Genomic DNA, 12,951 nt, shown 5'->3' on the forward strand with positions numbered 1-12,951 from the left:
GGCAGGTCTTATGCGCCCGGGGGTGACTCCGCGTCAAGAATCCCAAGGATTTCCGCGAGTCGCTTTATCGCAAAAAGGCGTCAATCGCAGCCCAGCGACGGCTTTTGAGCCGCTTTGCGCGGGCCGGATTCATGCCGCCCAGCGCGATCACGGGCACCCGCGCGTGGGCCGCGATCAGCCGCCAGCGCAAGGGACCGAGCACCGTCCCGCCCGGGTGCGAGCGGGTGGGAAAGACGGGGCTCAGCAGCACTGCGTCGGCACGTCGCGCGCGGGCCAGCTCCCGCAGCGAATGCACCGTGACCAGCCGCAGCGCCCGCCCGCCTGCGCCAAGGCGCGCGGCTTTGCCATAGGCCCCATCGGCGCCCCAGCGGCGCGCCTCGGTCGCCGATCCCGACAGGATCACGATGTGGCCATGGGCTCGGGCTGTCCGGGCAAGCTGCCGGTATCGCGCCGCGCGCGTTACCGAAGGCAGGTGATAGTGGCGGAAGATCAACCCGCTGCCGCGCGGCAGGCGGTGCAGCGCCGCTTCGAGCGCGGCATCGTTGCGTGCATCGCTGATCAGCCAGATGTTCGGGATGGGGTGGCGCGGCGGCATGGCTTCGCTATAGCACCGCGCCATGAATGAGCCACTCGAACAAGTCCGCACCCGCATTGCCCAAGCTGCGAAGATCGCCGGCCGCAAGGCGGAAGAGATCACCCTCGTTGCCATCAGCAAGACCCACCCTGCCGAGGCGATCGTGCCCCTGATCGAGGCGGGCCAGCGCGTGTTCGGCGAAAACCGGGTGCAGGAAGCGGCGACCAAGTGGCCCGCCCTGCGCGCCGCCTATCCGGATATCGAGCTGCACCTCGTCGGCCAGCTGCAATCGAACAAGGCCGATGACGCGGTCGAACTGTTCGACTGCATCCATTCGGTTGACCGGCCTTCGCTGGTCGCCGCGCTGGGTAAGGCCATGGCCAAGTCGGGTCGGCAGGTGCCGTGCTTCGTGCAGGTCAATATCGGCGCGGAAGAGCAGAAGGGCGGCTGCGCCATTGCCGACTTGCCCGCGCTGCTGGCCCAGGCGCGCGAGGCGGGGCTGCCGGTAGTCGGCCTGATGTGCGTGCCGCCCGCAGGAATCGAGGCCGCGCCGTTTTTCGCGTTGCTAGACAAGCTTGCGGCCGACGAGGGACTCGCCGGCCGCAGCATGGGTATGAGCGACGATTTCGAAACCGCGATCATGCTGGGCGCCACCCACGTCCGGGTGGGCAGCGCCCTGTTTGGTGCAAGAGCTTAAAGCTCGATCGAGACTTCCATCCCGACCACGCGGCCCTTCGACAGCGGCGAGAAGGTGCCGGCAGCCGGACGCGGATCGAACGGCACGTTGGTGCCATCCGACAATGCGCCGCCGAACGGGATCTGCGTGTCCCCGCCGAACTGCACCTGGTCGAGCAGGTTCTTGCCGTAGATCGAGAACGACAGGCCCTTCACCGGGGACTTCCAGGTGATGTTGGCATCGAGATTGTCGCTCTTGCCGATCCAGCCGAAGTTGTTGTCGGTATAGGCATAGCGATCGCGATGCTGGAAGTTGACGCGGGTGACAAGGCTACCCGCGCTTTCGCCCAGGTCCAGTTCGTGGATCACGCCGATCCCCCAGGTCCACTTCGGTACGCGCGGCAGGGCCAGCGCATAGTCTTCCGCGCCAATCGTGCCATTGCCCGAAATGTCGAAGAGGATGTTGGTGTACTTGGCGTCGATGTAGCCGACATTGCCCGACAGGATCAGGTTCGGCAGCACGGCATAGCGGGCCTCGATTTCGCCACCCCAGATGCGGGCATCGGCGGTGTTGAAGATCGACTGGGCGACGCCGGTGGAACCGCTCGACTGGTTGATCTCGCGCTGCATGTTGCCGATCTTGGTGTGGTAACCGGCAATGTTGAGCGTGCCCTTGCGGTCGGCGGTCTGGAACTTGAAGCCCAGTTCATAGCTGTCGACCTTTTCCGCGTCGAAGGCCGGGCTGCCGCTTGCCAGCGCGATCGCTTCGAACGCCGCCGGGGCGGTGATGCGGAAGTTGTAGCCGCCCGAACGATAGGCGCGGGTCCAGTTCGCATAGGCCAGGGCATCGCTGTTCAGCTTGTAGGTCAGGCCCAGCTTGGGGGTCCAACTGTCCCAGCTGCGGCTGTCGGTGAAGCCGTTGTGCTCGCTGGGGATCAGCGAATTGTTGCCGGTGGTCGGGCAGGTGCGGTCGATCACCGAGCAGGCCACGCGCGGGCGGATATAGGTGATCGCGGCGTCCTTGTCCTCCTTGGACCAGCGGATCCCGGTGTTGAGCGTCAGCTGGTCGGTCAGGTCATAGTCGGCGGCCGCGAACAGGCCGTAGACGTTGTGGTTCTGGCGACCGCCGCCATAGAAGGTCAGCGGGCTCGAAAGCGGCAGCTTGCGGTCTTCGTCATAGCCGACGTCCTGGTGGAAGACGTAGCCCCCAACCGTCAGGTCGAGCGCGCCGAACCGGCCGTTATAGCGCAGTTCCTCCGACCACTGTTCCTGCTTCAGGCGGGTCTTGGAGTGGAACAGGAACTGGGCGGTCGCGTCGATGTCGTTATTGGTCGAGGCATCGTACTTGCGGTAACCGAAGATGCTGGTGATCGCACCGTCACCGATTTCGTAGTCGGCACGGGCCACGCCGAAGTAGGCGCGCGACTGGTAGGAGCCTTCGTTGTCGAGGGCGAGCTTGAAGCTGTCGCGGGGATAGATCCCGTGGTTCTGGGCCGCCGCGCCATCACCCTTGGAATCGAAGTATTCGCCCTTGAGGCTGAGCTTGAGCGGGCCCGACTGATAGGCGAGGCCGCCGCGCAGGATAGTGGTCTCGGCCTTGCCGAAATTGCCGCCGTTATAGAGGTTCTTGAAATAGCCGCCGTCGCTGTTGTGATAGGCGGCAAGCTTGACGCCAACCGTGTCCGAGATCGGGCCGGAAACCACGCCCTGGACGGTCATGTTCATCGCGCCGCGGCCGGCATCGACCGGACCGTCGAAACCGCCGCGGAACTTGAAGCGCCAGTCCTTGGTCGGGTTCGAGCTGTTGAGCAGCACCGCGCCGCCGGTGGTGTTGCGGCCGAACAGGATGCCCTGCGGGCCGCGCAGGATTTCGACCGAATCAAGGTCGAAGGTGTCGAACACGATGCCGTTGTTCACGCCCATGTAGACGCCGTCGACGAAGGTGCCGACAGTCGGATCGATCGAGGGGATCGAGCTGTTGATGCCAAGGCCGCGGATCGAGAAGTTGGCGGTCCCGCGCGAGGTGCCGACCTGGTCGAGGCTGACGCCCGGCGCGCTATAGGTCAGCGACTGGATGTCGCGCACCTTCATCGCTTCGAGCGAACCGGCGTTGAGCGCGGTGACGGCGAGCGAGACCGACTGGACGTTCTCGACGTCCTTCTTCTTGGTCGCGGTGACGACGATCGGCTGGGTCAGTTCGGCCAGCGAGCTTTCGTCGTCGGCGCTGTCCTGGGCAAATGCCGCGCCCGGAGCGCCGGCCAGCACGCTTACGCCGGCGAGCAGGATGCTCGCACGCTTCAAGGTAATCATTGTTGGAACCCTCCCTATGGGATCGTTGTGACAGTTGCGGGCCGCGCACCTAGGGTAACGTGGCGCAACCGCAACAGCATTTGCGACGAACTGCTCGAAATCGCCTGCGAACGCCAACGGTGTTGAATTTGGGCAACACTCGTTGCGAGGCTTGCCAAGCCAGGGTCATGCGAGTTAGTGATATATATCACTAATGCAGTTAAGGTGCGCCAAATGCCTGTTTTTCCGATCTTGCTGCTCGCCGCCGATCCTGTCGAACAGCCCGACGCGGCGGCAGCAGCGCTCTCTGCCGAGATCGCCGCGGCCGACGCGCGCTTCTTTGCCACCTATTTCGACGCGGCCTGCCATCCCGACGAAGTGCGCGCGATGATAACCGACGATTTCGAGATGTATCACGACAAGGGCGGAGTGATCGCAACGTCGGCGGATCAGTTCATGGCCGACTATGCCAGCAACTGCGCCGCCCGCGAGAAGCCCGATGCCTGGCGCAGCCGCCGCGAACTCGTGGCCGGCAGCCTGCTGGTCGATCCCGTACCCGGCCTCGGCGCGATCGAGGACGGCGATCACCGCTTTTACGAGCGGCGCGGCGAAGGGCCGGAATCGCTCGCCGGGACTGCCCATTTCACCCAGCTATGGGAAAAGACCCCGCAAGGCTGGAAGCTCAAGCGCGTGTTCAGCTACGCGCACCGCAAGGCACCCTGACCGCAGCCCCGACAGGCGATCAGCTGTCGTGGCGGGCCAGTTCGTTGCCCGACAGGGTCACGACGTGGAGCAGGTTGGTCGAACCCGGTGTGCCGAACGGCACCCCGGCAAGCGCGATCAGTTTTGATCCGGCTTCGCCAAAGCCGTGACGCAGTGCCATGCGCTTGCCCTTGGCGATCATTTCCTCGAAGCTGCCGATGTCCTTCGTGACGACCGCATAGGTCCCCCACAGCAGCGCCTGACGCCGTGCGATCTTCTGCGACGGGGTCAGCACCAGCACCGGCACCACCGGGCGTTCGCGCGCAACGCGGCGCGCGGTGCTGCCCGAGCCGGTGAAAACGATGATCCCGGTTACCTTGACCGTTTCGGCAATCGCGGCACTGGCCTGGGCCAGCGCGTCGGCGGTGGTCGCATCGGGGCGCACTTCGGTGAAGTGCACCCGGTCGTAATAGCCCGGATCGTTTTCCACCTGGCCCGCGATGCGGTGCATGATCGTCACCGCTTCGACCGGCCAGGCCCCGCTGGCGGTTTCCGCCGATAGCATCACCGCGTCGGCCCCGTCATAGACCGCATTGGCCACGTCCGACACTTCGGCGCGGGTCGGCGCGGGGCTTTCGATCATCGATTCGAGCATCTGCGTGGCGACGACCACCGGCTTGCCCGAACGCCGCGTGGTGGCGACGATCCGCTTTTGCAGCGGCGGCACTTCTTCGGGGTTGAGCTCCACGCCCAGGTCGCCCCGTGCCACCATGATCCCGTCGGAAAGCTCGATGATTTCCTCCAGCCGGTCGACTGCAGCGGGCTTTTCGATCTTGGCCATCAGGGCGCCGTAACCGCCCATCAGGCGGCGCGCCTCGGCCACGTCCTCGGGCCGCTGGACGAACGACAGCGCCACCCAGTCCGCCCCCTGTTCGACCGCAAAGGCCAGGTCGCGGCGGTCCTTTTCGGTTAGCGCGGGCACCGGTACCACGGCGTCGGGCACGTTCACGCCCTTGCGGTCGGAGATGACCCCGCCGACTTCGGCAGAGCACAGGATCGCGTCTTCGTCCGCACGGATTACCGTCAGGCGCAATTTGCCATCGTCGATCAGCAGGCGCTGGCCTTTTTGCAGGACCCCGAACAGTTCGGGGTGCGGTAGGCAGACGCGGGTTTCATCGCCCGGCGTGGGATCCCGGTCGAGCGTGAAGTGGCTGCCGTGGCGGATGACGGCCTTGCCGTCCTTGAACTGGCCGACGCGCAGCTTGGGCCCCTGCAGGTCGCACAGCACCGCAACCGGTTTGCCCAGTTCCTTTTCGACCGCGCGGATCGAGGCGATCGTTTCGGCGTGGGTGGCGTGATCGCCGTGGCTCATGTTGACGCGGAAGGCGTCCGCGCCTGCCAACAGCAGCTTCCTGATCATCTCGGGCGAGCGGCTGGCCGGGCCGAGGGTGGCCAAGACCTTCACCTTGCGTCCGCGCTTGCCGAGCTTCGCCACTGTCACTTCCCTTTCAATTCTGCGCTGCCCTATGGCAAAGCAGGCTGGAAAACCCAAGGATTACCCCATGAGCTGTTCCGAAAATACGAATGCAACCCCCGGCGATCCCCTTGATGCGCTGGACGATGCCGTTGCCGCCGCCGCGTTCCGCCGGCTTGTGCGCCATTTGCGTCACCGCCATGACGCGGAGAATATCGAACTGATGGGCCTGTCGGGCTTTTGCCGCAACTGCCTGGCCGACTGGATCCGCGATGCCGGCGCACCGCTCGACAAGGCCGCCGCGCGCGATCTCATCCACGGCATGCCGTTTGCCGAGTGGAAACGGCTCTATCAGGGCGAAGCGACGAGCGAGCAGCTCGCCCGGATGGAAGCCAGTCTGGCGAAGAATGCACCCGGCCACTGATATCCCAAGACTATCCACAGGCGGCGCTTTGCCCGAATCCGGGCGGGCGGCTATCAGCCCGCCGGACCGATTCACCCCTTACCGGAGCATACCCGATGGCCGAAGCCACCGACGACCGCCTGCGCCTTCTGATCGAACGCGTCGAACGCCTTGAAGAAGAAAAGAAGGGCATCGCCGACGACATCAAGGACGTCTACGCCGAGGCCAAGGCCGTTGGCTATGATGCCAAGATCATGCGCCAGATCGTCCGCCTCAGGAAGATGAAGCCCGATGATCGCGCCGAAATGGAAGCGATTCTCGACACCTACAAGGCCGCGCTCGGCCTCGGTTGATGCGTGCGGCCCCTGGCAGGGTCAAATCCCTGTCAATTGGCCTGATTGCCCGAAACGGGATTGTCGGCTAGGGGGCGGGCCAAGTCCAATCCCTAGCTGACGGCGTTTCCATGGCAGGCCATTCCAAATTCAAGAACATCATGCACCGCAAGGGTGCGCAGGATAAGAAGCGCTCGGCGCAGTTTTCCAAGCTTAGCCGCGAAATCACCGTCGCGGCCAAGATGGGCATGCCCGATCCCGACATGAACCCGCGCCTGCGCGCGGCGGTGAACGCCGCCAAGGCGCAGTCGATGCCCAAGGACAACATCCAGCGCGCGATCGACAAGGCGAGCAAGGGTGACGCGGAAAACTACGAAGAAGTGCGCTACGAAGGCTATGGCCCGGGCGGCGTTGCGCTGATCGTCGAGGCACTGACCGACAACCGCAACCGCACCGCCACCAACGTGCGCACCGCCTTTGCCAAGAACGGCGGCAACCTCGGCGCGAGCGGCGCGGTCAGCCATGGCTTCGAACGCCTTGGCCTGATCGAATACGGCGCCGCTGCCGGGGACGAGGACAAGGTGCTCGAAGCCGCCATCGAAGCAGGCGCCGACGACGTTGAAAGCGACGATGACGGTCACGCGATCTGGGTCGCGGTCGAAAACCTCCACCCCGTCGCGCGCGAACTCGAAAAGGTGCTGGGCGAGGCCGAGGGCGTGAAGCTGGCATGGAAGCCCAGCCTCAAGACCGAGGTCGACGAAGACACCGCCAAGACCCTCTTGAAGCTGATCGACGTGCTGGATGACGACGACGACGTCCAGACCGTCTGGGGCAATTACGAGATCTCGGACGAAATCATGGAAAAGCTGGGGTGAACCCCCGCACGGCCGGCGCCCTGATCCTTGCGGCGCTGGCCGGAGGGGTGGCCTTTGGCCCGCTTGGAGCAGCGCCTGACAAGGTGCCTGCCAACCTGTGCGAGATCGACGAGCAGCCGGTCTTCGCTTGCAAGGCCGGTCGCTCGCTCGCCAGCATCTGCGTCGGACGCGAACACGCGACCTACCGTTATGGCCTGCCCGGCAGTCCGAGCCTTGCCGTGACCAGCACTGCCGACTGGAGTAACGTCCATCTGGGCGGTGTTGTCGGGCAAGGCGGCGGGCATCAGACCCATGTGCGCTTCACCACCGGGCTGATTCACTACACGGTCTATGCCGGCCTGAACGGCCGCCTGACCGACGATCCGGGGCGCAGCTATGCCGGGATCGATGTTTCGCAGGGCAAGGGCGGCGAAACCGCGATTGCCGCGATTCCCTGCGACGCCGGCTTCTGGACGTCAGCCGACTGGACCGAGCGCCTGCGCGCTGCCGCGCCGCTACGTTTCCGCGACGCGCTCGATGAAACGACGGACGGCCCCTTTGATGCGTGGTTTTGAGGCCCGATGCTGATCCTTGGCCTTGACCCTTCGCTCTCCTGCACCGGCTGGGGCTTGATCGCGCGCAGCGGCAACCGTCTGAGCCACGTGGCCAATGGCCAGGTCAAGACCGATCCGCAGGCGGCGCTGGCCGAGCGACTGGTGACGCTCGACGCCGAGCTGACGGACGTGATCGCCCGCCACCGGCCCGACTGCGCCGCTGTGGAAGAAGTCTTCGTCAACAAGAACCCGCAATCGACGCTCAAGCTGGGCCAGGCGCGCGGCGTCTGCCTGCTGGCGGCGGCGCGCGCCGGCCTGCCGGTCAGCGAATATGCCACGCGGCTGGTGAAGAAGGCCGTGGTCGGCACCGGCGGGGCCGAAAAGGCGCAGGTCCAGGCCATGCTCAAGGTGTTGCTCCCCGGCGTCAAGCTGGCCGGGGCCGACGCGGCCGATGCCCTCGCCGTAGCGATCGCCCACGCGCATCTGGTGCGTTAGCACCCTTAGCCGAAGGTCCCCACATCGTCGTCATCGAAGCCCGTCCCGCGCCGCAGGGCTGCCGCACCGCGCAGGCCCTGGATGAGCAGCACCAGCACGACCGCGCACAGCACCATGCCCGGGATGCCCTGAAGCACCAGGACATGCGCGAGCAAATCGAGCAGGACGACCACTGCCAGCACTGCGCCGATCACCAGGCCCTTGCCGTCCTGCAAGCGAAAGCCAGCGAAGGCGGCCAGCGTAACCAGCGCGATGGGAACCACGTTGATCGACGAGTGCGTTGAACTCGAGGTCTGCAAAATCGTGCTGCCGACAACCGCGCCGAAAAAGGTTGCGACAGCATAGGCGAATGCGGCGGTTCCGGCCGTGTGCGCTGCGCCGCGCGCACCCGCGCGCGTCGTGAGGTCGATGCTCCAAAAGCGTTGACCGCCATCGTTGAACGCCATCGCAATTTCCCCCCCAAAGCCCCGATGCGTTACCGCTGCCACGAACCCGCGTCCGGGACAACCGGGCTTCAGAGGTCCTCGCGCTGCAACGCGGCCTGATAGGTCCAGTGCGGGTCAGGCGCGCAAGGGCCGGGGCGGACATAGGTGCAGGCGCGTATGGCGCTGTTCGTCTGGCACGAAATCTGGAAATAGCCCGCAGCACCCGGTGGTAAGGCCGGGAAAACCAGCACGTTGGCCGAAGCCGCGACGCCAGCGGGCAGCTCTGCCTTGCCTGCCATTACCGCTGCGGGGGCGACGTAGAGCGGGACCTCGCGGGCCAGCAGGGCGGGGACGAGGTGCGCGCGCCACTGGTCGGGAATGGCAATGCCGCAGGCTTCGGCTCGCGCCGCACCGGTCTGCGCGGCCAGCGGGATCGGGCTGCCCCCGCGCATCGTGCGCGCGCCGCCCGACTGGCGCTCTGCGGCAAGGCTTGCGCCCACCCAGGCGAGGCATAGTGCAGCCAGCATCCAGCCCGCCAGCGCGCGGCCGCGTTGCAGCGCGATCTGTTCGGCCAGGCTGACCGAGGAAATGGCCGCCAGGACCACGATCAGAAAAGTCGATAGCCAGATGAAGCGGTATTCCTTGTGCGCGATCAGGCTGTGGAACACGAGGTTGGCGATCAGCGCCAGCAGCAGCGGGCGATAGCGCGCCGGGGTCAGCACCGCGCCCGCCAGGATAAACGGCGCGGATGGTCCAAGGTGGAGCAGCAGCAACCGCGCATATTCGAGCGGCGGCGCCGCGCCAAAGCGGGCGGCGCGGGCATCGCCGATGTTGTAGGCAAAGTTGACCCAGACCCATTCGAACGGCCAGCGCCCCATGGCCAGATCGCTGGCGCCGCCGATCAGCGCGGCGGCGATCCCGCCGAGGATCAGCTGCCCCCAGGCCTTCCAGTCGGCCCGCAGGCTGGCCAGCGCCAGCACGGCAACGAACGGCGCATATTGCAGCCGCACCACCACGCCCAGGGCGAGCAGCAGGCCGGCGATCCGCAGCGTGGCGGGGCGGCGCGCCTCGTCCAGCAGCAGCGGCGCGGCCAGCGCAATCAGCCCGGTCGCCAGCACTTCGGAGAGCAGCAGGGTCGAAAACAGCACGCTTTCGTACCACGCCGCCGCGACGAACAGCGCGACCAGGGCGTGGCGGCGCGAAGTCAGCGCGCCCAGCCGCCAGGCCGCGGGCAGGGCCAGCAGAGTCAGCGCCAGGAACGTCAGCCGCGCCGCATACATCGCCGCCAGCGTCCCCGGGGCCAGCTGCGCACCGAGCCACCACGGCGCGGCCAGCACCTGCGCGATCAGGCCATTGCGGGCGCCATAGCGGAATTCCCAGGGCACGATCCCGTGACCCGTTGCCAGCCGCCTGGCCTGTTCGAGATATTGCATGATCTCGTCGGCATGGCTGATGTCGAAGGGCGCGAAGGCCGCCAGGCGCAAGACGATCGCCAGCAGGACGATGCCCGCGATAGCCACGGTCCCGGAGCTGCGGCTGATCCCCTGCATGGCAAGGGTCTAGCGGCAGCGGGCCGGTTTCGACAAGCGTGCGGTCCGACAATTCCGGCCCATTTTCGCTTCCCCCCGATTCCCGCGTGTGCCATAGAACAAACCATGATCGCTAAGCTTACCGGCACGCTCGACGATTTCGGCCCCGACTGGGCGGTGATCGACGTGGCGGGGGTGGGCTATCTGGTCCATTGCAGCGCCAAGACGCTCTCTGCGCTGGGCCTGCGCGGCAATAGCTGCGTGGTCCACACCGAACTGCAGGTGAGCGAGAACGACATGCGCTTGATCGGCTTTGCCAGCGGCGAGGAACGCGCATGGTTCCGCCTGCTCACCGGCGTGCAGGGCGTGGGCTCGAAGATGGCGCTGGCGGTGCTTTCCGCGCTCTCGGTCGAGGAACTGCAGCGCGCCTGCGCTGGCGGCGATGCGGCGATGGTCGCCCGCGCGCAGGGCGTGGGGCCAAAGCTCGCCAGCCGGATCGTCAACGAACTCAAGGACAAGGCCGGCGGCCTGCCCACCGTGCCGGGTCAGGCCGTGGCGGCCGCCCCGGCAGGCTCGGCCAGCGCCGATGCGGTGTCTGCATTGCAGAACCTCGGCTTCAAGCCCAATGTCGCGACGGATGCCGTGGCACGCGCGCTGGAAGAACTTGGCAGCGCGGCGGAACTGAACGCACTGGTGCGCGTCGCCTTGAAGCGGGCGGCGGGGTGAATTTTCACGGGAGAAGCAAAATGCGTGCATCACGAATTGCAGGAGCTTTCATGGCTCTGGCGCTGGCCGGGGCAGCCGCGGCGCAGGACATGTCCAAGTTCACCGATGGCCCGGTGATTACCGGCTTCGGCAAGGTCACGCCGATCGAATCCGACCTGGCGATCCCGAAGAAGACCGTGTTCAGGGTGATCCTGGATGTCGGCACGGCCGCCAAGCCGGGCGAAGTCAATCGCGGGCTCGACAGTGCGGCGCGCTTTCTCAACATGCATGTCGCCCACGGCGTGCCGGAAAAGAACATCCACATCGTCGTCGTGGTCCATGGCAAGGCTGGCGATGATCTGACCAACGACACCTTCTACGCGGCCCGCAACGAAGGCAGTGCCAACGCCACTGCTCCGCTGGTCAAGCAGCTGCTCGCGCACGGGGTGAAGGTGTATATTTGCGGGCAGAGTGCCACTGCTTTCGGCATTTCCAAGGCCGATCTGCTGCCGGGCGTGCAGATGTCTCTTTCGGCGATGAGCACCTTTGCGATCTACGAACAGCGGGGCTACGTGCTGTTGCCGTAATACCGCTATGACCGACAACCCGCTCCTCTCCTCCGCCCGCCAGGCCGATGATGCCGATGCCGCACTGCGGCCCAAGACGTTGGGCGAATTCGTCGGGCAGGCGGCGGCGAAGGACAACCTCAGGGTATTCATCGAAAGCGCCAAGTCGCGGGGCGAGGCGATGGATCACGTGCTGTTCTTCGGTCCGCCGGGGCTGGGCAAGACCACGCTGGCGCAGATCGTCGCGCGCGAACTCGGGGTGGGCTTTCGCGCCACCAGCGGGCCGGTGATCGCCAAGGCAGGCGATCTGGCCGCGCTGCTCACCAACCTCGAAGAAGGCGACGTCCTGTTCATCGACGAGATCCACCGCCTCAACCCGCAGGTCGAGGAAGTGCTCTATCCCGCGATGGAGGACCGCGCGCTCGATCTCATCATCGGCGAAGGGCCGTCGGCGCGCTCGGTGCGGATCGACCTGCCGCCCTTCACCCTGATCGGGGCGACCACCCGCGCCGGGCTGCTGACCACCCCGCTGCGCGACCGCTTCGGCATCCCGGTGCGTTTGAACTTCTATACCGAGGACGAGCTGGAGCGCGTGATCGTGCGCGGCGCAGGGCTGCTCGGTATCGGGATCGAAGCTGAGGGCGCACGCGAAATCGCGCGGCGCGCGCGCGGCACCCCGCGGGTGGCAGGCCGCTTGCTGCGCCGGGTGCGCGACTTTGCGCATGTTGCCGGCGATGCGGTCGTTACCCGCGCCAGCGCCGATGCCGCGCTGACCCGGCTGGAGGTCGATGCACTGGGCCTCGATGCGCAGGACCGGCGCTATCTCCACATGATCGCCGATATCTACAAGGGCGGCCCGGTCGGCGTGGAGACGCTGGCGGCGGGGCTGTCCGAACCGCGCGATACGATCGAGGACGTGATCGAACCCTTCCTGATCCAGCTTGGCCTGCTGGCGCGGACCGCGCGCGGGCGCTGCCTCAACGATCGGGGCTGGCAGCACCTGGGAATCACCCCGCCGCGCGGGCAGACCTCGGGCGGGCAGGCGGGGCTATTCGAGGACAGCGAATAACCCTTTGCACCAGCGCGGCTTTTCGATTCGCGCTCCGAATGGTTCCATTTTGGGACAATTGCCCAAACCGCCCCCGGCAATCTGCAAGAATCCCGCTTCGGGACTGCCAAAACACGGTTAACGTGATTGTGGCTTTAACTTTCCTCTGCGCTTTTGGCTCTACAGGGGTGCGTTCGTGGCAGCAGTTGCGCGCGATTTCCCCCAGGGAACAACAGAGAGCAAAGCTATGTCGGTTCGGATGGCCCTCACGAAACTTGCAGCCTTCGCTGCGGGCGGTGCTGTGATTGGCGGCGGCGCGGTTCACG

At 66.0% G+C, this 12,951-nt stretch carries 15 protein-coding genes; 10 read left to right on the forward strand and 5 right to left on the reverse strand.

Features of this window, described 5'->3' with window-relative positions:
• Positions 1–64: 64 nt before the first annotated feature.
• A complete protein-coding gene (locus ACE3SN_RS08525) occupies positions 65–619 on the reverse strand; it encodes a thiamine phosphate synthase (RefSeq protein ID WP_374529223.1) in 555 nt (184 codons plus the stop codon).
• On the opposite strand from ACE3SN_RS08525, the gene ACE3SN_RS08530 reads away from it, so the two are divergent.
• On the forward strand, positions 618–1,271 hold the full coding sequence (locus ACE3SN_RS08530) for a YggS family pyridoxal phosphate-dependent enzyme (RefSeq protein WP_374529225.1): 654 nt from the start codon (positions 618–620) through the stop codon (positions 1,269–1,271). The two genes, ACE3SN_RS08525 and ACE3SN_RS08530, sit on opposite strands and share 2 nt — an antisense overlap.
• Here the strand turns inward: ACE3SN_RS08530 and ACE3SN_RS08535 are convergent.
• Positions 1,268–3,559: a TonB-dependent receptor gene (locus tag ACE3SN_RS08535; RefSeq protein ID WP_374529227.1), complete on the reverse strand. Its 2,292-nt coding sequence runs from the start codon at positions 3,557–3,559 to the stop codon at positions 1,268–1,270. The genes ACE3SN_RS08530 and ACE3SN_RS08535 overlap by 4 nt on opposite strands.
• A gap of 213 nt (positions 3,560–3,772) precedes the next feature.
• Between ACE3SN_RS08535 and ACE3SN_RS08540 the strand changes: the two genes are divergently transcribed.
• The gene (locus ACE3SN_RS08540) at positions 3,773–4,261 is read left to right on the forward strand and encodes a nuclear transport factor 2 family protein (RefSeq protein WP_374529230.1); all 489 of its coding nucleotides are present in this window, start codon (positions 3,773–3,775) and stop codon (positions 4,259–4,261) included.
• A gap of 19 nt (positions 4,262–4,280) precedes the next feature.
• Here the strand turns inward: ACE3SN_RS08540 and pyk are convergent, their stop codons facing one another.
• Positions 4,281–5,735, reverse strand: a complete 1,455-nt coding sequence (gene pyk, locus ACE3SN_RS08545; protein ID WP_374529232.1) for a pyruvate kinase — start codon at positions 5,733–5,735, stop codon at positions 4,281–4,283.
• 67 nt (positions 5,736–5,802) lie between these two features.
• On the opposite strand from pyk, the gene ACE3SN_RS08550 reads away from it, so the two are divergent.
• The 5 genes from ACE3SN_RS08550 to ruvC all read left to right on the forward strand — a co-directional run bounded on the left by ACE3SN_RS08550 (position 5,803) and on the right by ruvC (position 8,352).
• Complete coding sequence (locus tag ACE3SN_RS08550; RefSeq protein WP_374529234.1) at positions 5,803–6,138, forward strand: DUF1244 domain-containing protein; 336 nt, start codon at positions 5,803–5,805, stop codon at positions 6,136–6,138.
• Positions 6,139–6,233: 95 nt separating this feature from the next.
• Entirely contained in the window at positions 6,234–6,470 is a 237-nt protein-coding gene (locus ACE3SN_RS08555; protein ID WP_374529236.1) for a DUF2312 domain-containing protein, read from the forward strand.
• Between the two features lie 110 nt (positions 6,471–6,580).
• On the forward strand, positions 6,581–7,324 hold the full coding sequence (locus ACE3SN_RS08560) for a YebC/PmpR family DNA-binding transcriptional regulator (RefSeq protein WP_374529238.1): 744 nt from the start codon (positions 6,581–6,583) through the stop codon (positions 7,322–7,324).
• The gene (locus ACE3SN_RS08565) at positions 7,321–7,878 is read left to right on the forward strand and encodes a hypothetical protein (protein ID WP_374529240.1); all 558 of its coding nucleotides are present in this window, start codon (positions 7,321–7,323) and stop codon (positions 7,876–7,878) included. Before ACE3SN_RS08560 ends, ACE3SN_RS08565 begins: the two co-directional genes overlap by 4 nt.
• 6 nt (positions 7,879–7,884) lie before the next feature.
• The gene (gene ruvC, locus ACE3SN_RS08570) at positions 7,885–8,352 is read left to right on the forward strand and encodes a crossover junction endodeoxyribonuclease RuvC (protein ID WP_374529242.1); all 468 of its coding nucleotides are present in this window, start codon (positions 7,885–7,887) and stop codon (positions 8,350–8,352) included.
• 5 nt (positions 8,353–8,357) lie between these two features.
• Here the strand turns inward: ruvC and ACE3SN_RS08575 are convergent, their stop codons facing one another.
• Together ACE3SN_RS08575 and ACE3SN_RS08580 are read right to left on the reverse strand one after the other, a co-directional pair.
• Positions 8,358–8,798 (reverse strand): hypothetical protein, encoded by a 441-nt coding sequence (locus ACE3SN_RS08575; RefSeq protein ID WP_374529244.1) that lies wholly within the window; start codon positions 8,796–8,798, stop codon positions 8,358–8,360.
• Positions 8,799–8,866: 68 nt separating this feature from the next.
• Positions 8,867–10,297, reverse strand: coding sequence for a hypothetical protein (locus tag ACE3SN_RS08580; RefSeq protein WP_374529246.1), 1,431 nt, complete (start codon positions 10,295–10,297; stop codon positions 8,867–8,869).
• 135 nt (positions 10,298–10,432) lie between these two features.
• Here ACE3SN_RS08580 and ruvA point away from each other — a divergent pair, with 135 nt between their 5' ends.
• Genes ruvA through ruvB form a run of 3 tightly spaced genes read left to right on the forward strand, consistent with a single transcriptional unit; the run spans position 10,433 to position 12,646 of the window.
• Positions 10,433–11,032, forward strand: a complete 600-nt coding sequence (ruvA, locus tag ACE3SN_RS08585) for a Holliday junction branch migration protein RuvA (RefSeq protein ID WP_374529248.1) — start codon at positions 10,433–10,435, stop codon at positions 11,030–11,032.
• A gap of 50 nt (positions 11,033–11,082) precedes the next feature.
• On the forward strand, positions 11,083–11,598 hold the full coding sequence (locus ACE3SN_RS08590; RefSeq protein ID WP_374529250.1) for a DsrE family protein: 516 nt from the start codon (positions 11,083–11,085) through the stop codon (positions 11,596–11,598).
• A 7-nt stretch (positions 11,599–11,605) separates the two neighbouring features.
• Complete coding sequence (gene ruvB, locus ACE3SN_RS08595; RefSeq protein ID WP_374529252.1) at positions 11,606–12,646, forward strand: Holliday junction branch migration DNA helicase RuvB; 1,041 nt, start codon at positions 11,606–11,608, stop codon at positions 12,644–12,646.
• Positions 12,647–12,951 lie beyond the last annotated feature (305 nt).

Origin of the sequence: Novosphingobium sp. (assembly GCF_041915465.1) — a bacterium.
In the GTDB taxonomy this organism is placed as follows: domain Bacteria; phylum Pseudomonadota; class Alphaproteobacteria; order Sphingomonadales; family Sphingomonadaceae; genus Novosphingobium.